Source organism: Paenibacillus xylanilyticus (assembly GCF_047246825.1).
GTDB classification, from domain to species: domain Bacteria; phylum Bacillota; class Bacilli; order Paenibacillales; family Paenibacillaceae; genus Paenibacillus; species Paenibacillus xylanilyticus_B.
In genome coordinates, this window is record NZ_JBFOLB010000008.1 from 121,788 (window position 1) to 143,097 (window position 21,310).

The 21,310-nt window shown below is 47.1% G+C and carries 14 protein-coding genes; 5 read left to right on the forward strand and 9 right to left on the reverse strand.

Annotated elements, in window-relative coordinates:
- Window positions 1-5 precede the first annotated feature (5 nt).
- The 6 genes from AB3N00_RS28005 to AB3N00_RS28030 all read right to left on the reverse strand — a co-directional run bounded on the left by AB3N00_RS28005 (window position 6) and on the right by AB3N00_RS28030 (window position 8,305).
- Window positions 6-2,864, reverse strand: a complete 2,859-nt coding sequence (locus tag AB3N00_RS28005) for a DUF5704 domain-containing protein (RefSeq protein ID WP_413037448.1) — start codon at window positions 2,862-2,864, stop codon at window positions 6-8.
- 541 nt (window positions 2,865-3,405) lie between these two features.
- Window positions 3,406-4,680: an S-layer homology domain-containing protein gene (locus AB3N00_RS28010; protein ID WP_413037449.1), complete on the reverse strand. Its 1,275-nt coding sequence runs from the start codon at window positions 4,678-4,680 to the stop codon at window positions 3,406-3,408.
- A gap of 540 nt (window positions 4,681-5,220) precedes the next feature.
- Window positions 5,221-5,853: a uridine kinase gene (udk, locus tag AB3N00_RS28015; RefSeq protein WP_175393910.1), complete on the reverse strand. Its 633-nt coding sequence runs from the start codon at window positions 5,851-5,853 to the stop codon at window positions 5,221-5,223.
- A gap of 198 nt (window positions 5,854-6,051) precedes the next feature.
- Window positions 6,052-6,633, reverse strand: coding sequence for a VanZ family protein (locus AB3N00_RS28020; protein WP_413037450.1), 582 nt, complete (start codon window positions 6,631-6,633; stop codon window positions 6,052-6,054).
- A 27-nt stretch (window positions 6,634-6,660) separates the two neighbouring features.
- Entirely contained in the window at window positions 6,661-7,788 is a 1,128-nt protein-coding gene (locus AB3N00_RS28025; protein WP_413037451.1) for a DUF4179 domain-containing protein, read from the reverse strand.
- Window positions 7,772-8,305 carry a sigma-70 family RNA polymerase sigma factor gene (locus tag AB3N00_RS28030; protein ID WP_413037452.1) on the reverse strand — a complete coding sequence of 178 codons (534 nt, stop codon included), beginning with the start codon at window positions 8,303-8,305 and terminating at the stop codon, window positions 7,772-7,774. The genes AB3N00_RS28025 and AB3N00_RS28030 overlap by 17 nt, the downstream gene beginning before the upstream one ends.
- 334 nt (window positions 8,306-8,639) lie before the next feature.
- Between AB3N00_RS28030 and AB3N00_RS28035 the strand changes: the two genes are divergently transcribed.
- The 4 genes from AB3N00_RS28035 (at window position 8,640) to AB3N00_RS28050 (ending at window position 14,007) form a co-directional block, all read left to right on the forward strand.
- Entirely contained in the window at window positions 8,640-9,467 is an 828-nt protein-coding gene (locus AB3N00_RS28035; protein WP_413037453.1) for a PRD domain-containing protein, read from the forward strand.
- 133 nt (window positions 9,468-9,600) lie between these two features.
- Entirely contained in the window at window positions 9,601-11,535 is a 1,935-nt protein-coding gene (locus AB3N00_RS28040; RefSeq protein WP_413037454.1) for a beta-glucoside-specific PTS transporter subunit IIABC, read from the forward strand.
- Window positions 11,536-11,588: 53 nt separating this feature from the next.
- Window positions 11,589-13,046 carry a glycoside hydrolase family 1 protein gene (locus tag AB3N00_RS28045; protein ID WP_413037455.1) on the forward strand — a complete coding sequence of 486 codons (1,458 nt, stop codon included), beginning with the start codon at window positions 11,589-11,591 and terminating at the stop codon, window positions 13,044-13,046.
- A 4-nt stretch (window positions 13,047-13,050) separates the two neighbouring features.
- Complete coding sequence (locus AB3N00_RS28050) at window positions 13,051-14,007, forward strand: 2-keto-3-deoxygluconate permease (protein WP_413037456.1); 957 nt, start codon at window positions 13,051-13,053, stop codon at window positions 14,005-14,007.
- 194 nt (window positions 14,008-14,201) lie between these two features.
- Here AB3N00_RS28050 and AB3N00_RS28055 read toward each other — a convergent pair whose 3' ends face one another.
- Together AB3N00_RS28055 and AB3N00_RS28060 are read right to left on the reverse strand one after the other, a co-directional pair.
- Window positions 14,202-17,210: a DEAD/DEAH box helicase gene (locus AB3N00_RS28055; RefSeq protein WP_413037467.1), complete on the reverse strand. Its 3,009-nt coding sequence runs from the start codon at window positions 17,208-17,210 to the stop codon at window positions 14,202-14,204.
- A 5-nt stretch (window positions 17,211-17,215) separates the two neighbouring features.
- Window positions 17,216-18,976 (reverse strand): SWIM zinc finger family protein, encoded by a 1,761-nt coding sequence (locus AB3N00_RS28060; protein WP_413037457.1) that lies wholly within the window; start codon window positions 18,974-18,976, stop codon window positions 17,216-17,218.
- A gap of 282 nt (window positions 18,977-19,258) precedes the next feature.
- Here AB3N00_RS28060 and AB3N00_RS28065 point away from each other — a divergent pair, with 282 nt between their 5' ends.
- Window positions 19,259-20,077, forward strand: coding sequence for an endonuclease/exonuclease/phosphatase family protein (locus AB3N00_RS28065; protein WP_413037458.1), 819 nt, complete (start codon window positions 19,259-19,261; stop codon window positions 20,075-20,077).
- Window positions 20,078-20,211: 134 nt separating this feature from the next.
- On the opposite strand, the gene AB3N00_RS28070 is transcribed toward AB3N00_RS28065, so the two are convergent.
- Window positions 20,212-21,021 carry a methyl-accepting chemotaxis protein gene (locus AB3N00_RS28070; RefSeq protein WP_413037459.1) on the reverse strand — a complete coding sequence of 270 codons (810 nt, stop codon included), beginning with the start codon at window positions 21,019-21,021 and terminating at the stop codon, window positions 20,212-20,214.
- Window positions 21,022-21,310 lie beyond the last annotated feature (289 nt).

The window sequence follows — 21,310 nt, forward strand, 5'->3', positions numbered from 1 at the left end:
TGAGTTTAATGCGGCACTTGAGATTGGAAATCGTTTCGGCTGGACCGATTAGCATGATAGAAGACGACATCTCCGTCTTGAATGGGCCAGGTGTTGCCTTCATGATCAACCGGACTGCGCTGAAAACCTTCCATCTGCCACTGATTCATCAGAGGAGCGTGAATGTATTGCAGGTGGGGCGCGTCTGTTTCACCATTCCGCAGACTTTCGATATTGAAGTTGACCACGATATAACCATTTCTCAGGAACACGGAGGACTTTTCGTCCAACTGGTTTTGTCTCGCGAGCGGCTCCAGATCCGTACCCTTCGGCACGGCATATACATCGGCCGGCAGGCTGTATTCGCCATACCAACGCTGGATGGCTGCATTGGCCCGGTCCATATTTACGCCCTGAGGAATGTCGGTTTTGGGTCCGATCAATGTACGAATGGAGGAGGGCAGGATCATCCAATCATAGCGACCCACCCACGTTTTCTGGTGAGAGGTCTGATCGACGAGACGAATCATGTACTCTGCCAGTGTGCTCTGGCGCTGCTCCTCTTCTGTCAATTCATAGGTGTATTGATAACGGGCAGTATCACCCAGCTCTGTACCAGGGACGTTTCGTAAACGGGCGTTCAGAACAACAAATCGTTTCTCCAGATCCTGCGCAGATCCGATACGAATAAACCTTTCCTGTCCCCTGTGGTAATACAGGTCCACTTCCTGGCGGGAGGTACCGTCTTCACTCACAAAATGAAAAGTCGGCGTAATCCGTACACCATCCTGCTTGCCAAACATATTGCCTTTTGTTTTTAGGTCAAACTTGATATGATATCCGGTTTTTACAGCCGCATTTTTGAATCCCTGTAAAGGATGACTGCCTGGACGAATGGGCAATACGAAGGGTGCCAGATTGCCTCGAGGGTCGCCATCAATACTGTTGAGGCCTGTCCAATAGCTTACTCCCGTTGGCTCTGGGCTGCCCGGCTGCTTGCGGAAAACATTTTCCCAGTTGTAGTCCGAAATATCGGTGACGTGAAGATCATACAGGCGTCCGATAACTTCGACAGGAACCGTATCTGCAGCGACATGGTGGGCCAGGTTGGTGTTGGCATCCTGCTGTTCGGTGAAGGTAGAGGGTGCATTCTCCGCGATGTTGCGGAACTCCACCTCATAGTTGCCCTCATCTACCCAGACCGGGAGATAAAAGCCAGTGTCCAACTGGTTTACCGGGATGTCCACCCAGGTATTGGCCGGAATAAATTGGCTCCTGTCCGCGTTATAGACGTCAAACGGGAACCGCACTTGTTTGATGCGAAAATATTTGGCGTAGTCCCGGTTGCCATAACCGGGGTAACTTGCTGCGTCCAAATGCTGCCCGATGGTTGGAATACGCACAATAAATGGACGCTCCAGAATGAGTGCTGACCGGGTTAGATCCGGAACTGTCTTCTGATTATGTGCTTGGTCATCCGATACCAAGGCGTAGTTTACAACAGGGGTGTGCACAGTAACGGTGTTGATGCCGTTAATTGGCAACTCTTTGTTTGCTCCGCCATTCACATTTCCGGGCAGCAGATCGTAGTAGATCGTACCGGAGCTTGGCGTGTTCTCCTTGTTGATTAGCGTTGGACTGATCATGTTGTTTGGTTTATACAGAACATCCTGACCAATTGTTGTAGGGTTAGGAATATTCGATGGCGTAGGTCCATCCTTGGTCGCCTCTGCATCATCCATAATTTTGGTGTTGTTGAATATGACTGAGTCATTATTTACTTTTGCTTGAGGGGTATTAGACTCCGCCATTCCCTTCAACATGGATGTATCATCCGGCACATCTGGAGGTGAATTCAGCCCGCCTGTCAATTTAGGTGGGGTATAAGATATGGACGTTGTTTGCCCTGGCCTCACATGACTCTCCACGTTGTCATCATTTTTGGATACCAAGGTCGGTGGTATATATCCAGATGGAGTCATGGTGACCATCTCACCTGGCAAAGCATAATTTTCCATGGTCGCTTTTGCGATCTTGTACACTTCAAGGTTGTTGATTTTCCAGTAGGAGTAGTCACGTGTAATTTGGAAATTGTACGGTTTGGTTACCGTATCATAGGCTGGAACAGGAGGGCCATCCGTGCAGCCTTCCTCGGTACAGATGTCTGGACCAGGCACGGTCCATTCCCTGTCGTAGGAGAGAGTGACATTGCAATCATACGTAACTTTACCCGACATTTTCGCCCATGCCTGGTTGAACAGGTAGTTGTCAGCAAATGCATTGGTATACAGTGACTCAGAAGTAGGGATTCCTTTCAATACATTAAATGTCTCATTACCTCTGTTATCCGACTTTATTACACCGTTGGCATTTGGATCAAGGTCGCTCATACTCATGATGTTTCCTGCAGAAGGTGGACCGATTGTCGGTGAACAGCCGACCCCACCACCGCCTCCGTTTCCTCCGCCACCACCGTCACCGGGATCTTCTTCTACGCCAACCGTTGTAGATGTTGTTAGTTGGAAGTCGTCTTTTTCCCAGAGTACGGTGATGGTTGTAGTACCCCTGCTTATGGCTCGAACTAATCCGGAATTACTAATGGTTGCAACACCGGGGTTGGAGGAAGTCCAGGTCGTTCTCCCATTTCCGCTGTTCACATTGGTTTCAGCGCCAAAGCTTCCATCACCGGTTTTGGTTTTGACTGTTGCATTTAATTGCTTTGATTGGTTAATGCTGAGTTGACCGCCATCGGTGAGATTGATTTCTTTGGTGATCTCGGCTCTACCGTACCAGTATAAGTCTGTATTAAATAAATAGTCTGCAGAGTATTTAGGGGGATTATAAGGTCTATATTCTGTAGGCTCAATGGCTCCACCTATTTGCATCTGAAACTTAACCCTTCTGTTGTTAAAGGAATCTACACCTAATAAAATAGGTAGTCCGGGTTGATAGTACTTTGAATTATCCATGTATTCTGGTGAAAGGGAGTTCTCGACTATTTCTGTGTTAGAGATTGGTTCATCATTTATATCATAATAAACTGAAGGCCTATAACTTGGAGCTTCTAAAGATAAATCAATGCATACGGTAGAAGAGTTTGGTTTGTTTGTAGAAGAGTTGTTTGACAACTCCTGACCGTTACATTCTCCATCAACTTTCCATTTCATATTATCTAATTGATAAATATAGATTCCAATATTAGTTGTTCCCTTACCCTCTAACGGAATAATTTTTTTTTGAGATTTTGCAGGGGTAGAAGGTTCTATTCGTGAAGCTTCTAATATAGGTTTAGTTCCAGGACCACCTCCGGCGAAAATCGCTGGAGGTGAAGATAAGATCAAACTTATTGCGAGGACTAATAGAAGGGGCTTTTTTAATAATTTAATAAGACCCAAGATACATCATCCTTATCTCAATAGTAAGTAGTTATTGCTTTGCTGTTACTCCGTAAATAGTCCCATTTTTGAGTACAAGAAGAACTTCTGGATCCAGTTCTTTATCAAAATGCAATAAACCTTCCGCCCAATAAACTGGATTTTTTACGTTAAATAAACCTCTTGCACCGATTAATTCACTAATACGAGGTACATTATAAGCGAATACTGCTTCACTATTAGGAGACCTAAGAGGATTAATGGTTGCAGAGTTAATCAAACTGCCACCTTGTAATTGATTCATTGAGTTCTTGATATTTATATCAAACTCAACAAATGAATAATAGGCTCCTCTAATAAGCCGATCTTTCTCATCAACAAATACAGGATAGTAAATACTTCTCTCACTCAATTGTACGTATGGGTTGACCACAATCCAGTTTTTTAATCTAAGATCAGCATAGTTAGTGACTGTGACCAATTCTTCATTACGAATCTTTGAAAAGTCATCTGTAACTTTACTGTAATCATATGATTTGGGGAGCCTTCTTTCAGGATACATCTTATACTTAGGTGCAATAATGCTCAAATTCGTTCCAGTCAAACCCACCTCACGCAACTCATTCAACCCCTGAAAATCAGCAGGTTTCGTTTTGGCCACACTAACATAACGTGAGATCAGAACAGCAACTTCGGCCCTTGTCGTTGTACGATCGGTTCCAAAGTTTTTATCGCTAGCGACACTCATCAGCCCCGTACCGAGAGCAACAGCGACTGCATTTTTTTGGTTGCTTGCCAGTTTCCCAGTGAAATACTCTTTTGCAGGTATCACGGTGTTGGTTACATCAGATAAAGCTTGTTTATAATCCGGGTCAACTACTGTCAGCCCCTGCGCCAGCCAAGTTGCCATTTCTCCGCGTGTCAGAGATGCTTTGGCATCGAGTTTTCCATTGTAGTTGGAAGGGATGATGAAGCCTTTTGCGATCGCAGAGGATACGCCACCTTTTGCCCACTCAGGCACGTCGGTGAAGCTGTTTGCTTCTTGTGCAGCAGCATTAGGTTGATCTGTCAGTCGTCCAAGAATACTTGCCATTTCAGCCTTGGTTACAGGAGAACTTGGTTTGAATGTTCCATCGGAATACCCCTTGAAAAATCCTTGTTCTACTGCGGAGTTGATCGCTGCGGCAGCCCAGTGTGTCGAAGGGACGTCTTTGAATTTTAGCGTAGCTTGAGCAGCCTCTACCGAACTTCCGTTACTCCCAGAACCTATAACGCCTCCTGTGAACAAAGCCAATGCCGTAACTCCAGATAGAATCATTTTCTTCATGAATACTACTCCTTTCCAATTTTACTTTCTGGTTGTACAGCATTTTGCATAATTCGATTTACCTCGCTCCCAGGTACAAGATATAGTCGAATAGAAGCATTTCGATCTATATCTTCTGATTGAAAGACACTTTTGGGATTTGCAAAATGCTTAGTATGTACTTGATACTACTAGATACTAAATTTGTAATAATCATCAATATTCTACCATGTATAACTAGGCATTTGGTATTATTTATCAACTTTAACGATCCTTTTAAGGTGTGAAAACCCCTCCTCTAGACCCATCCAGCCTCAAAAAACACAAAAAAAGGCCACGAATCCGCAAATTCATAGCCTTATGCTTTAAGGTAGAGGTTCATCATATTTTATGGTCAAATTCTTATATTTCAAGAATAACCCATTTCCACCCATTTGAAAAGAGAGAATCAGGATTAAACAAAAAATCCAGACTGCGAAAGAGGCAGCCTGGATTTCAATGACCATCTTATTCAGCTCCAATAAGAGCAGGGTGGACGGCTATACTTAGTATTCGATAATGTTATGCGCCGTTCCATTTTTCGCCGGTCAGGTACTTCTCGGTCAAAATGGACAACATCTGAATGCCGACTTCATTATGTCCACCTTCAGGGATGATAATGTCCGCGTACTTTTTGGAAGGCTCGATAAAAGCATCGTGCATCGGTTTGACGGTTTCGAGATATTGTTTATAAACGGATTGGATTGTACGTCCACGTTCCTCAATATCCCGCAGCACTCTGCGCAGAATGCGAACATCGGAATCGGTATCGACAAATACCTTGATGTCCAGCAGGGCACGCAGATGTTCGTCGATGAGCACATGCAGTCCTTCCACAATGACAATATGGTTTGGTGCAAGTTCAACCGTTTCATCGGCTGCACGGTTATCTATGGTGAAGTCATATACGGGAGCATATGCCGTTTGTCCTTGCTTCAGCAGGGTAAGATGCTCAATCAACAGATCATTGTCGAATGCAAACGGATGATCGTAATTGGTGAGTCGGCGCTGCTCTGGAGTGAGCTGCGACTGATCTTTGTAATAGTTGTCCTGGGATATAAACGTCACTTTGCCTGATCCAAGACGGTCGATGACGGAGCGAGCTACCGTCGTTTTACCGGAGCCGGTTCCTCCGGCGATACCAATAATGAGCATGGTTGTTCCATAAACCTCCCTAGAATGGCAGCATGGTCATGGATAATGGACAGTAAATCAAAATTGATTTAGGTCATTATCCACATGTCTGTCTGTGAATACACAATTCCTTCATTGTACCATAGCGCATCACATTTTTCATCTGAAGGAAGTGACCATGTTTTGCCTACTAGGGGGTGAGTCTTTACAGCCAGCAATCTAATGCATATCTTTGCGGAATATGCCGTGTGAAAGCTTCCATGGGTTGAGCAGGCGCTGTCCAATGGCTCTTTTATCAAACCACTTAAGAATGAGAAAACCGAGCAAACTTCCCGCAGTATTGGCGATTAAGTCATTGATATCTGTGCTGCGGCCATTCCCCAGAGTAACCCGAATAAGAAGCTGCAGCATTTCTATGAGAAGACTTAAGATCAATCCAGCCCTTGCGGCCTCCCGCATAGAGGTAACCAAAGGGCTCAATATAGGAAGCATGAACCCCAGTGGCAAGAACAATAAAATGTTCAGTGCAAAACTCGGTATATCTGCGGTGAGGAGGGGGATCCATTGAATGGTCTTGTACCAAGGTGTCTGATTGGCATACACTCCGATGTTGATGTCGATCGGGAAGAATACAAAATGCATTACTCCCAAAATGTAAACTGCAAATGCAATGATGAGGGCATATTGCTTTGAAGTGTATCTAATTCTAATTACCCTGGTACAAACCACCAGGGCAATTAGAAACAGGATGAACAGTGGACCGAGTACGGTTATGGATGTAATCGTATGTTGAATGGACACGGGACGACTCCTTTACAAAGCTATGATTTACGGCTGATTTAGCTCAATCTTCATTTCCATTCCTTTGATAAATTGCGTATCTTTGATTTCTTCTGCGAAGTCATCTTCGATCTCAAAAGGCTTCACAATCAAGTACTTCGGATCGCCAGATGTGGTGGCATAGATTCGTTCCGATTTTAACTGGGTACCCTCGTACAGGCCCTCGCCGTTTAGTGCAGTCAGTTGTTGGCCCTGATCATCGTAGATCGCGAACCCAATACTGCGTAACTGGTCTTCATCCTTAGTCGTGAGTGTGCTCTTGTTGTTTAATGAAATAACCGTAGACAACCGTGTTGTAATCGGCGTAACCTCAGCTTCCGTAACGGATGCAGTAAATTGATCATTGGAAACAACCGTGTTGGGTTGAACATGCTGAATGTCATCAGTTGATTTGGTAAAAGGAATATCCAGCTTGAACTCATGATCAATGCCCTGCAGCGTTAATGTAACCTCGGCGTTAAACTGATCCGGGAGTCCAGCAGCCGCTTGGTCGGAAGGAATAACCTGTTCGAACAGAAGTGTATCCGGCTCTGTTTCCCCTATGGAACTGTAGAACAGACCGCCCTCCTGGCTTGTTCCTTTCACATTGAAAAAGACGTTATCAACTCCATTGCTCAGTTCCACAATGTCTTTGCCGTTGTCATATTTACCTTTATTCAGATTAGGCGCGGTGAAGTGAACCAAAAAGGCTGCACGTGTACCATCATAGACCGTTTCCAAAACTTCAAGCTTCACATCCTGGTAAGATACATTGCTGTTCACGATCTGCGTCAGACCTTCTTCACCTGCGGTTCTCAGTCCCATATCGGCTTCAATGGAACTGAAGAGACTGCCCACCAATGGAATATTACGCAAGGAGTCTGCCATAACTGGAGATACAAAACCAGAGGCAAATACAGTCACGCCCAATACTCCGGCTGCGATGGTAGCGACGGCTGTTCGGCGTAATCCCTTGTGAAGGCGAATGGGGCGCTGAGCATCCTTTAAACTGGATGTGGAGGGCTCGGGCAATGATTCAAGGGTGGCATCGATTCGAGTGCGCACAAGTTTAGACATGACGGGACGCTCCTTTGCTTGTTCTTTTAATTCCTGCTCGATATTAAATGGGTTTGACATGTAATTTTACCTCCCGAAAGTTTTTAAATTTCTGATATAGTTCCTGCCTTGCCCGAGTCAGCCTCATTTTCACCGCACTCTCGGATATATTCAGCGTATCTGCGACCTGTCGCAGGGTGAGGTCTTCAAAATAATGCAGCACAATGACGATTCGTTTTGATTCTTCAAGCCGATCAACCGCTTCTCTCATATCCACCTCATCGTAGGGACTGGCTTGTTCCTGCTTGGCAGGTACCTCTGCGTATGATGTTGAGAGGGAGCGACGGGACAGCATGGTGTTGCATTCATTAATAAGGATGCGGAACATCCATGTCTTAAAATATTGGGGTTCGCGGAGCGTATGCATGGATTTATAAGCTTTTAAAATGGTCTCCTGAATGGCATCAGCCACGTCCTCCTCTTTTCGCAGCATGGATTTTGCTGTATTGTATAGGGAATTTTCGATTTCTCTGATGAGCCTGATAAAGGCATCACGATCTCCCTGAATGGCCTGGTTAACGAGATCGGTTGGATCCATGGGTAACAGCTCCTTTCTGGAATACGGGAAACAGCTTCCCGCTGGTTTTTACATGAATTAGACTTTCAGGTGGTGTATATGGTCACAATTAATTTTAAAAAGGGAAAAAGGTTTGCTCTATATGGACGAGTCGGAGCGCGCTTTACCCTTCATATGAATAATCGGGGTGGAGTGGTTTCCTTATATTGGGCGATTGACATTTCAGAGAATGGGCATATAATAATATGTATATACTTAACACGGACTGTTACTGGGAGAGCCAGGCATGACCGAATTCGATTACTTAACTGTAATCGCTTTCGGTCTTTTTTATTTTTGTCGGGAGGTGAGAACATTGAAGGTTATCAAGAAGGTCAATAACAATGTGGCCATTGCCATTAACGATAGTAATGAAGAAGTTTTTGTGGTAGGGAAAGGCGTAGGGTTCCTGAAAACGCCATACGAATTGACTGAGACTGATCTGGTGGAGAAAATCTTTGTAGCACCTAAAAATATTCGCATGTATGACTTGTTGAACAGTATTCCAATCGAGGATATCTATTTGGCAGAGGAAGTCATTAAGCTTGGCAGTCAGATTCTGAACAAGCAATTTAACCCGAACCTGCTTCTCACCTTGTCCGACCACATTAGTTTTGCACTGACTCGAACCAGAGAGGGCATTAATATCAAGAACCCGCTGGAATGGGAAGTCCGGACACTTTACCCTGACGAGACACGGGTGGGTGAGGCTGCAATTCAACGAATTCATGAACAGACAGGTGTCATGCTGCCGCCAGCAGAAAAAACACTGATCGCCCTGCATTTTGTGAATGCTCAGGTCGGTTCGGGAGAGATGTCGGATACCACCAAGGTGACTACAGTGACAGGTGAAATATTATCCGTAATCAAATACGCACTAAAAATAGACTTTCAGGAAGATTCCATCCATTTTATGAGGTTTGCGACACATATCAGATACTTTATCATGAGACAGATGAGTGGTAAATCGCTCAAGGACGAGAATGAATCCTTGTTCCTTATGGTGAAGGAGAAGTTTCCGAAGGAACTCGCCTGTGTTGAGAAGATCGCTGATTTTTTGAAAAAAAATTATGGCTGGACCTGTTCCGACGATGAAAAGTTATATCTGATTCTTCACATACAACGACTAATCTCCAACGAATAGCTGAATATCCAATCTGGACTGTTACTGATTCGATCAGGCATGACCAAGCGTAGGGAATGACGATTCCCCGGCTTGGTCATTTTTTATATAAAAATATGAACTATTTTATCTTTTCATGTAGAGGAGCAGGGTCATGAACAACAAAGACTTAGCCAAAAACGTGCTGGAACTTGTTGGCGGCGAACAAAATATTTCGGGTCTAACACACTGCGCAACCCGGTTGAGATTTGTATTAAAGGATGATGCCAAAGCCGATTTGAAGGCATTGGACCAACTGGAAGGAGTGCTCAAGGCACAGAATTCTGGAGGTCAAATTCAAGTCGTCATTGGAGCCAAGGTAGATGCGATATACAGTGAAGTGAAAAATCTGACTTCAGACCAATTTGGTGGGGTGGACCAATCCGCCGATAGCAGCGGACCGAAGAAGAAACGTAACCCGGTCAATACGGTGCTGGAGACGATTGCAGGCATATTCACTCCGGTGCTTCCTGCCCTCATTGGGTGCGGAATGATCAAATGTGTTGCCACAGTGATTGCTGCATTGGGATGGCTGGAAGGCTCGGGATTCTTGGTGATCGTCAACATGATTGGTGATCTGATCTTCTATTTCCTGCCTTTCTTCCTAGCGGTAAGCGCGGCACATAAGTTCAAAACCAATCCATATCTCGCAGTGGCACTTGCAGCCGGACTAATGCATCCAACCATTCTGAATGCTGCTGCCCAGATCGCTGATACAGGCGTTGACACGATTGATTTCCTGGGAATGCCGATTCTGCTCATGAAGTATTCATCCTCGGTCATTCCCGTCATTTTGGCCGTATGGATCATGAGCTATGTGTACCGATTTGTCGATCAGTTTATACCTAAGTTTCTGCGGGTTCTGCTTACCCCGATGGTGGTGCTGTTTATCATGATTCCGCTTGAGCTCATTGTACTTGGACCCATCGGTTCGTATATCGGTGACTGGCTCACTCAGGGAATCAACTATCTATTCTCCACAGTCGGCATTCTTGCCGGTTTGATTCTTGGCTTTTTCAAACCGATCATGGTTATGTTCGGCATGCACTATGCGCTTATGCCCATTCAGGTACAGCAAGTGGCGAGCCTGGGTTCAACCGTGCTGCTGCCTTCTGCACTGGCAGCGAATCTGGCTCAGGCGGGAGCGGCGTTCGGCGTGTTTGTACTGACGAAAAGTAAAACGATGAAATCTGCCGCCGGTTCTAGCGGATTTACAGCTTTGTTCGGGATTACCGAACCAGCCATCTACGGGGTTACACTGCGATACAAACGGCCATTTTTTGCAGGTTGCGCAGCGGCTGGCCTGGTCGGTGGGTTTTATAGTCTGGTTCATACCAGTGCTACCGCAATTTCTCTGCCCGGCATCCTGGCCTTAGGGACGTACACCGCTGACCGTTACATCTATGTGGTCATTGGTTCTGTTGCCGCAGTCGTACTGGGTTTTGTGTTCACCCTCCTGGCAGGTATCAAGGAAGATACGGATGGAGTGAAAACAAAACAGCAAACTACAGATGCAGCTGACAATATCCAAACTACTGTTAACACAGGAGCGAATGAAGAACAAGCGTCCACTCAGACATCGGCATCTTCTTCGGACATGCTGATTGTCAGTCCAATGACCGGGGAAATTAAATCGATCACAGAGGTTGAGGATCAGGCATTTGCCCAGGAACTCATGGGTAAAGGCATTGCCATTGTTCCAACAGAAGGGAAGGTGTTTGCTCCTTTTGATGGCGTAGTTGAGGCATTATACCGTACCAAACATGCAATCGGATTGAAGGCTGTGAACGGAGTAGAAATTCTGATTCATATTGGAGTCGATACCGTCAGCTTGAAAGGGAAGTATTTTAATGCCCTTATTGAACAAGGACAGGCCATCAAAGCAGGTGATTTATTGGTGGAGTTTGATCCTGAAGGCATCAAGTCGGCGGGGTATAACACGATTACATCCATTGTTGTAACCAATATGCAGAATTTTGGAGATGTATTGACGACAGCTACCAGTGGCCCAGTTCGGGAAAGCGAAGCTTTGCTCAAGCTCATCCCATGAGTAACTTGCTAAAACAAACCGAACGTATACTCAACAAATAGGAGGAAAATATGATGACAAATTCAAGATTTCCAAAAGATTTCTTATGGGGAGGAGCGCTTTCCGCATGTCAGGCAGAAGGAGCTTATGATCTGGACGGCAAAAGCCTCACCATACCAGAAGTAATGAAGTTTAACGAGAAGAATGATCGCAAGGTGACCAAGCAGATTCGAATCAATCGGGAGATGATCGAAGAAGCGAAGAATGACCCCGACACCATAAAATATCCAAAACGTCGGGGGATCGACTTTTACCATACATTTAGAGAAGACATTGCGCTGTTCGCCGAGATGGGCTTCAAGGTATTCCGTTATTCGATCTCATGGGCCAGAGTATTCCCGAACGGGGATGATCCGGCTCCGAACGAGAAAGCACTTCAGTTTTATGACCAAGTGATTGATGAATGTCTGAAGCATGGTATGAAGCCCCTGATCACAATCAGTCACTTTGATATGCCAATCGTGCTAATCGACAAGTTCGGCGGTTGGTATAACCGCAAGTTGATTGATCTATACGTGAATTATTGCGACGTGCTGTTTAACCGATATAAAGGCAAGGTGAAATACTGGGTCACATTCAATGAGATCAACATGAGCGTAAAGGCAGGGGCGAAGACGCTGGGTATTATTGAATACGACAAGCCGAATTATGAAGAAATGTTATTCCAGGGACTGCACCATCAATTTGTGGCTGCATCCAGAGTAACCAAGATGGCGCACGAGATCGATTCCGAAAATATGATTGGCAGCATGGTGGCTTATTTCACAACCTATCCTTATACTTGCAAGCCGGAGGATGCGCTCCAGATGCAACAGGATGACCAGATGAAAAATCAGTTTTTCTTGGATGTGCTGAATAAGGGTGAGTATCCATACTATGCCAAAACGTATTTTACAAGGAAGGGTATCCAGTTGAAAGTGGAGGATGGCGATTTGGACAGCATTCGGGCACACACCGCCGACTATGTTGGTATGTCGTACTACAATTCGATGATCTCCAGCAGTGATACCGAACAGCTTGAATTAACGGCCGGTAACGTGCATAGTGTCTATAAAAATCCGCACTTGCCTGCCAACGAGTGGGGCTGGCAGATTGACCCGGTCGGACTCAGATACACACTTAATCTCGTCTATGATCGGTACCAAAAGCCGGTGTTCATCCTTGAAAACAGCTCGGGTTTTTACGATAAACTGAACGAGGACGGGACAGTGAATGATCCTTACAGAATTGACTTCCTAAGCAAACATATTGAGCAGATGGGGCTCGCAATTGCGGACGGCGTAAATGTGTTGGGATACACCATGTGGGGCCCGATTGACATGATCAGTTCCGGAACCTCCGAGATGAGCAAGCGCTATGGATTCATCTACGTGGATCAGGATGATTATGGGAATGGAACGATGAAACGATATCGTAAGGATTCATTTTATTGGTATCAAAATGTGATAAAGACGAATGGAGAGCAGCTCTAATTCCATGAATATTCTTGGTCGAGTCAAGAAAATACCCGGAGGCTTGCTAATCGTTCCCATGCTGATCGCCGCCGTAATTAACACCGCATTTCCGTCGCTTTTTCAGATCGGGGACCCAACCACGGCACTATTCACTTCCAAAGGCACTATGGTTCTTATCGGCATGATTCTGCTTGTCTCTGGAACCCAGCTGAATTTGTCCCAGCTTGTAACCACTTTGAAGAGGGCGGGCGTCCTATGTGTATCACGGATAATGATCAGCGTGTTGATCGGTTGGGCGTTTGTGCACTTTTTTGGGATTGGTGGTATTGGCGGGGTCTCGGCCGTGGCATTTATAGCAGTACTTACAAGCAGCAATCCAGGTCTGTATCTGGCTCTAATGAACTCCTATGGTGATCATGTGGATCGGGCCGCATTCGGTATTCTGAATCTGATTGCTGTGCCGATTATTCCGGTGATGATTCTCAATTCGGCTAGCGGTGTAGGCATTGACTATGCAAGCGTAATTGCAACATTGTTGCCCTTTCTGATCGGTATATTGCTGGGTAACCTGGATAGCAGCATTCAGAAAATGTTTGCTCCAGGTACGCTCATTCTGTTGCCTTTCCTTGGGACTAGCTTCGGTTCTAACATTGACCTGCGCGTTGCCTTTCAGTCCAGCCTGTCGGGGCTGCTCGTCACAGTCCTGTTTTTATTCCTGTGCATGTTACCCTTAATTGGCATAGATCGTGTTGTGTTGAGACGTCCAGGTTATGCAGCCGCGGCGACCTGTTCAGTAGCAGGATTGTCCATGGTAGTACCCTCCATGGCAGCTGGGTTTGACCCCGCATATGCGCCTTATGTGGAAACGGCCGTTGCGCAGATTGCTTTTGCGGTCATTCTGACTTCTATTGTCGTTCCTTACGTTGTGAGAAGGCTGGCTTTGCAGTCCTTGTCCAACAAACGCAATGAGGCTTTTTGACGTGATGACGAACTTCATCAAAAAGATGCAGGATTCAAGATCATCCATCATCGGCAATATGCGTTAATTTTTTATTGACCCTTCGTGATCAATGGTCATTAGGCATACCAAAAAGCGAAGTTCTCGACTCATGGTCGGTAACTTCGCTCTTTTGGTGTTTTTGGACATGGACTGCTGTTATAGCAGCTTCTATTTTAACCCGACCAGTCGCGACGACGAGTGAAGAGATCTTTCAGTTCGTCTGTCGACAGCTCGGTAATCCAATTCTCGGAACTGGTGATGATGTTGTCACTGAGCTGCTGCTTGCTCTCCAACATTTCATCTATGCGCTCTTCCAACGTGCCGAGGGAGATGAATTTGTGAACCTGAACGTCCTTCGTTTGCCCCATTCGGTACGCACGGTCGGTGGCCTGGTTTTCCACGGCAGGGTTCCACCAGCGGTCAAAGTGAAATACATGATTCGCTGCCGTCAGATTCAGCCCCACGCCGCCTGCCTTGATGGACAGGATGAAGACCGAGGGCTGCTCTTGCGGAGGCAATGTCCGGGACTGGAACTGCTCGATCATGCGGTCCCGTGCTGTCTTGGATGTACCACCATGGAGATAGAGCACAGGTTCTTGGAGCTCCTGCTGGAGAACTTGCTGCAGCATCTGACCCATACCGATGTATTGGGTGAAAATAAGGCAGCGCTCGCCCTCCTCCCGCAGTTCGCGGACCAGTTCCATCAGCCGTTCCAGCTTCGCGGAGCGGCTGATCAGCATCGCCATGTCCTGTGGACTATACAGGTCATACTCAGTTCTGGAGCCATCCGAAGACAGCGTCTCCGGCAGGGCTTCCTTGGTCAGAAGCAGCGGATGGTCACACAGCTGCTTGAGCTGGGTTAATGCGGACAGAATGGCACCTTTGCGCTTGATGCCCTCCAGCTCTTTCATTTTATCCATTAGCGCCTGCACGGATTGGTCGTATAGGGCACTTTGTTCACCAGTAAGATGAATGTAAGTCTTCATTTCGTTTTTGTCCGGCAGATCAAGCTGGATATTCGGATCCTTTTTCTTGCGGCGAAGCATGAATGGCTTGACCAACTGCTGCAAATCCTGCATGCGCTGCTCGTCCTTGTCTTTCTCGATTGCGCTGATAAACCGGGTTTGGAAGGCGCGTGCGCTGCCAAGGTATCCCGGATTAATGAAATCATAGATGGACCATAGCTCAGCCAGCCGATTCTCGATCGGTGTACCTGTCAGTGCGATGCGGTGTTTGGCCGGGAAACTGCGTACGGCCATGGATTGCTTGGTCTGGGCATTTTTAATATTCTGTGCCTCATCCAGACAGATGGATGCCCAAGTGTACTCCTGCAACATTTCTTGGTCCAGGGTAGCCGTGGCATACGAAGTAATGATGATATCCACCTGTTCAGTCTGCTCCCTGAATTGATCTCCGCTAAGTCTGCGTGCTCCATAGTGCAGACTGACGTTGATCGATGGTGCAAAACGACTGATTTCCTTCTGCCAGTTCCCTAATACCGAAGTTGGACAGACGAGAAGGGCGGGGGCATCTTCAGGTAACCGCGGCTGGTTTTCCTTAATATGCAGCAAATACGTAATGAACTGAATCGTTTTCCCAAGGCCCATATCGTCAGCAAGGCATGCTCCGAGGCCGAATCTGCGCAAAAACCCAAGCCAGGCGAAGCCTTCCTTCTGATAGGAACGCAGTTCGGCATGCAGTCCAGTTGGAACGGGAAGGGATGGAGCACCGCCTTGTCCACCGCCAAGCTGCGCAATGATCCGGTTCAGGTGTTCGTTCAGCTCGACTTCAAGCTTGATGTTCTCGGCAGATTGTGGCTGTTCTTCTTCCTGTCCTTCCTGGCGCTTCTGATTACGATACTCACGCTGCTCATTTTGCAGCAGATGCAGGTGCAGGATGTCCTGAAACGACAACCCCTGTTCCCGGTCGACACCGCCCATGGCCCGTCGAATCTGCTCCAACAGGGCAGGATCAAGCGGAACCCATTCCCCGCGGAAACGCACCAGTCGCTCGTTGCGAGCAACGAGATCGGCAAATTCCTCTTCACTGAGATCGGTATCTCCAATCGCAATTCGCCAGTCAAAATGAATGATCGAATCCAGTCCGAAGAATGACTGTCCACGTTCACTGCCTTCCTCTGGCTTCACCTTGGCACGAAGCTTGGGCTTCTTCTTGCGAGCCGCTTCCCACCATCCCGGGAGCAGTACCTGCCAGCCGGATTCCAGCAGTCTGCCGCTGTCCACCGTCAGGAACTGCCACGCCTCCTGATCGCTGAGCGGGTCACTTAGCACATCTCGGCTTCCGCTAATGGAACGGCTGATTCGCGGCAAATGTGCACGCAGCTGCTCCAGCCACCCGGCAGAACGGTCAAGAATGAATGCCGTCCACACTTCTGGCCATTCCCCTTCAAGCCGTCCGCGGGAGTCCAGTCGAACCGGAACGAGCGTAGCTGCGTCCAGCTTGTCCTGCAAAACCACTCGCAGCCGCCATGCGGGTTCATCGTCATCCGGCTCCAGCAATTGCAGGAGAGGGCGGAACGGGGCAGCGTCTGCCTTCCAGCCGATGGAGACAAGCCAGGCCTGGGCATCCATTCCTGCTGTTCTTGGCGGCGTATCTCCTTGAGGGAACAATTGAGGGAACTCGCGCCGCAGATCGGTTGCAGCTTCCTCGGTGCTATACCATCGCTGAAAAACCGAAGCAGAGTAGGCTGCGCCGAGTCCCTCGGCGTAGCTCTCATCCGTCTGATCGAGGGCTTTGTTCAGAGCTGACCGATCCTGGGGTTTCATACTATCCAGATCCCAGCTCCATTGCAGCTGACCTGTGCGAAAGGCGGTGAAGCTGGGGACATACTTCCGGTTCTCAATGGTGGCAGCGAGTGCAGGGGCAAGCCTGATCAGGTGAGCTGCCTGCTCGTCCCATTTCCATTCAATGTGCAGCAGCGTATGCATCTCTGCAAAGAAAGGAATAACTTCTTCCGCAGGCAGTACCACCAGATCAATATCTTCGATCTGCCTAGTCTCCAGCTCTGTTCCGTAGAAGGAGGGAGCATGCCAGGCAAATAGTCGCTGCTTGAGCGACTGCCCGGATACAAAATGATGCGTATTTAGTGCTCCATAGAATAAGGCATCACCGTATCCGGTTAATGCCACATGGACTTCAATCGTTTCGGTATAAGGATGTATAAGGCTCATGAGATCAACTTACCTTTCCGAAGCTCTTCCTGCAGGGCGCGCAGTCTGCTGTTCCGCACCGCCAGTGCGGTAATGAAATCTTCCCAGCGATCCTCTTGCTTCAATTTTTTGTAGAGTTTGGACAGTCTCTTCAGCAGCTTGACCGCTGCTTTGTAGCCGTCCCTGTTCTTGTGTCCAATATATCGCTCAACCGCCTGATGGTAGAACGGGAGCAGCAGCTCTGGTGCGTCTTTTTCAATCGGCTGCAGCACAGCCACACGGAATTCTAGCGGCTCCGTTTCCGTGCTCAACTGAAAATCAATCCAACGGCGCCACTGTCCACGGCTGTGCATGGCATCTTCGTATGCGGGGCGTGAGTGAGGGAGCATGCTGACAAGGGTATCCCACATGTGATTTTCAGTCTCGGGAAGATGTTCAATCGTCGTATCCCACAGCTTCATGTAATCCTGCAATGGTTCATTGCGGCGATTTGCCAGCAGTGGTCCAAGCTGAGCAAGCCATGCACCGAGCCGCTTCCAGTCTGATTCATCCGCGAGTACATGAAGAAAATGCAGCAGATGCTCTGCCGGGATGCCGTACGCCGTACTTCCGCTGGTTAATCGCTGCCAGGCCTGTTCATCCTGCTGCAAGTGGAAGTGCATCCAGCTCTGTGCCAGCACCAGCGGCAAAGGCGGCGATTTTCCAGGCTTGCCCGGCTGGCTGCTGCCCGTCAGATTCGCAACACTTAGCACGCTTCCGCCGCTGTTGCCTGGTGTATTGACTGCTGTTTCCTTCAATTGAGCCTCTATTTCCTGCAAGATGTTCAACTCTGATTCGAGCAGTTGCTGATACTGTGCGTGAGGAACGATCCAATTCAGCCATACCTGCCGATAGATTGGTGTAAATAGCATCAGCGTGGATGTTTCCGGCATCATCTGTGTGCGAAGATACGTTACCGTTTCTTCAAGCCGTTTCCACAGTTGCTTGAGCTTATTGTCTGACAGATCAGCGAATTGAAGCGGGCGGGTTAATACCTGTTCTACGCCTTTCTGAAGTGAATCTACAGCAAGCTGCGCAGGGTAACTTAGATAGATGGGTGTATGCGTAGTCGAATGACGAGCAGGTATGCAGTACTGCATAAGGTACAGGTGGACATGAAATTCAAATAACTGATCCATGCCAGCAGGCAGCTTGGGTTTTATCGCATAGAGTTCGTCGGCTGCTTCCTGCACATACGCTGTACTTGGCGTGCCTGTACCCAACCTGGCCAGACATTTTTCGAACAGTTCGTGCCATTCCGTGATCTCCAGGCCTGCAATCTCTAATGCCCGCTCCTTGATCTGACTGTACTGATGATGGGGAATGTCCTCATCCTGGTCGGAAACATAATTCGAGCGTGAAGACATGGAAGCCACGGGCTTGGGAGCCTGTTTCAGGGCCGTACTGGAATGAGCGTTCACAATGGCATGCACTGGGCGTTCCAGCAGCTCGGCATAAGACATCATGACAGCAATCATATGTTTACAAGCTGCGCCCACTGGGCAGGTGCAGTGACTAGTAGATAGGGACTGAATACTCAAGGTGACTTCATAGTCTTCGGAGCCTTGTACGTCCGCTCTGATTCCATGTTGTTCGGTAAAAGTTAATGATCCAACACGTTTCTGTTTATAATATTGGAATCCGCGCATGATCGTCAGATTGTTAAAGTGCTCGGCGACTTCTCTGATCAGCTGCTGCCACTGCGCATCATCCATTTTCATGTCAATCGGTATATTCATCATTCCATCTCCTGGGCAATCATAGGTTTAACGGTCCATACGAATTAACGATGTATGGTGTGGATTTTCTGTATCCATCATATCAGTTATGAGCGGCTCCGTGCATGGATTGAGAGAACTTGTAAGAGACTTTTTGATGAAGATAATCCGAAACAGCCACGTGTTCCTTCATCTACTAGCATGCGTTATCGCTCCATATTGTGTATGCTTATCGTATGTATTCCTTTCAGGAACGATACAGGCCCTCGAAGTGGTCAATTCAATCAACAGGAGAGAGTATATATGAAAATACTTACGTTAAACACACACGCCTGGGCGGAAGAAGATCAGTTGAACAAGATAAGCCAGCTGGCTGACTTTATCAATACACACCAGTTTGATGTAATCTCCATGCAGGAGGTCAATCAATCGATACAAGAGGCGGCATTGTCCGCGGAACACTTGCAGCATTTTGTTGTCACCGATCCTGAGGCTGTCATTAAAAAGGATAACTACGCCTACGTCCTGCTGACGCAACTAACCGATACCTATTACTGGACATGGGTTCCGACTCATATCGGATTTAGCAAATACGATGAAGGCCTGGCGATTCTGAGCCGAACGCCGATTACCCAGTCCTTTGGAGAATACGTTTCTCATATGCGTGATTACAGCAACTACCGGACACGCAAAATTTTGGGTATACAGACGGTCGTTGAAGATGAAGCAACCTGGTTTGTGAACGGACACTATAACTGGTGGGATGATGAACAGGAACCTTTCAAGGGACAATGGGAACTGACCGAGAGCAAATTGGCTCCTTATATGGATCAGCCGCTGTTTATCATGGGAGATTTTAATAATGTTGCGGAAGTGCGTGGGCAAGGCTACGATCACATGGTCGGTCGGGGTTGGAATGACCTCTATACCACCGCAAAACAGAAAGATGATGGAGCGACGGTCGTCAAAGCCATTGCAGGATGGGCTGATAATAAACGCGATTTGCGTATTGATTATATTTTCTCCAAACACCCTGTGCAGGCAAAGTCTTCGACCGTGGTGCTTAACGGCAAGAATGGTCCGGTTGTATCTGACCACTACGGCGTAGCTGTGGAAATCTAAACGGCATTACATTTTCATCAAACGAAAGCCTCCGCTGTGTTCCTGTTATTAGAAAATGCAGCTGGAGGCCTTTTTTGTGCCTTAATATATGTACTTATGAGAAATTATAGTGGTTATTATCAACATCTTCTTTGCTACTCTAGTGCCAGCATCTCTGTTACAAATTTTTTCAAGTTCGCACTGGTTTCGCTGAGCTGCTCAATACTTTGCATAAACTCGCTGACCAGCTGTGCCTGATCCACTGTTGCGGTTGTAATCTGACCGATCTCCAGCTCCATATGCTTCATGGAATTTTGAACGCTGCCTAGTGAGGTTTCGATATCTGCAGCTGCCTGCTTGGTATGATCCGATAACTTTCGAACTTCACTGGCAACCACGCCGAAGCCACTTCCCAGATCGCCGACACGAGCGGCTTCAATCATGGCATTCAGGCCTAGCAGGTTGGTTTGTTCAGATACTTCACGAATCACGTTGGTTACCTTGGTTACACTGACCGAATTCTCTGCGGCTTGTTTGGAGTTGCGTAAAATCTCTTCCGAAGTCGCCGATAGTTCCTCCGAATGTGCTGCAATTTGCTGGATGCCGCCTAGCAGGGCATTAATGGTTGCTTCATTTTCACCGATGAGTTTCTCAAGGGTAATATGGTTATCCAGCGCGTAATTGACACCTAATATGCCTACAACCTGATCATTCTCTTTAATTGGAATAAGAATCGCATCAAAAGGTCTGCCTTGCAGATCGCCCGGCATCCGTGCAACGGTACGGGAATCGCGGTTCGTCAGCATTTTGAAATCCTTATAGTCTTCATGCAGCTCGTCACCTACGTTTACACCAATCTCCAGACCATTAGCTTCGGCAAAATATAGCACTTTCTCATGATCATTAATGGATATGGAAACATCATCACGAAACATCTGTCTTACAAATGGCATAGCATTTACCAAAGATTCAAGAATACTCAAGGCTCATCTTTCCTTTCCCATACAAAAAGTGGAATTTCCAGTCTAATACCTATATCGGCAGGGGTTTCCCATTTTTAAACCGATATTATGATCTATTCTATCTGAAAGCGCAAACAAATTTCTATAGCCACCAACAATCCTGTCAGTTATACTGGGTTTAATATTTGGCTGTTCAGAGGTAAAACAGGAGGAATTGACCCAGCAAGGGAGATTCTCACCAAGGTTAAGCGCTATACCCTTGACTTTTCATGCAATAACATTTGCAGAGATG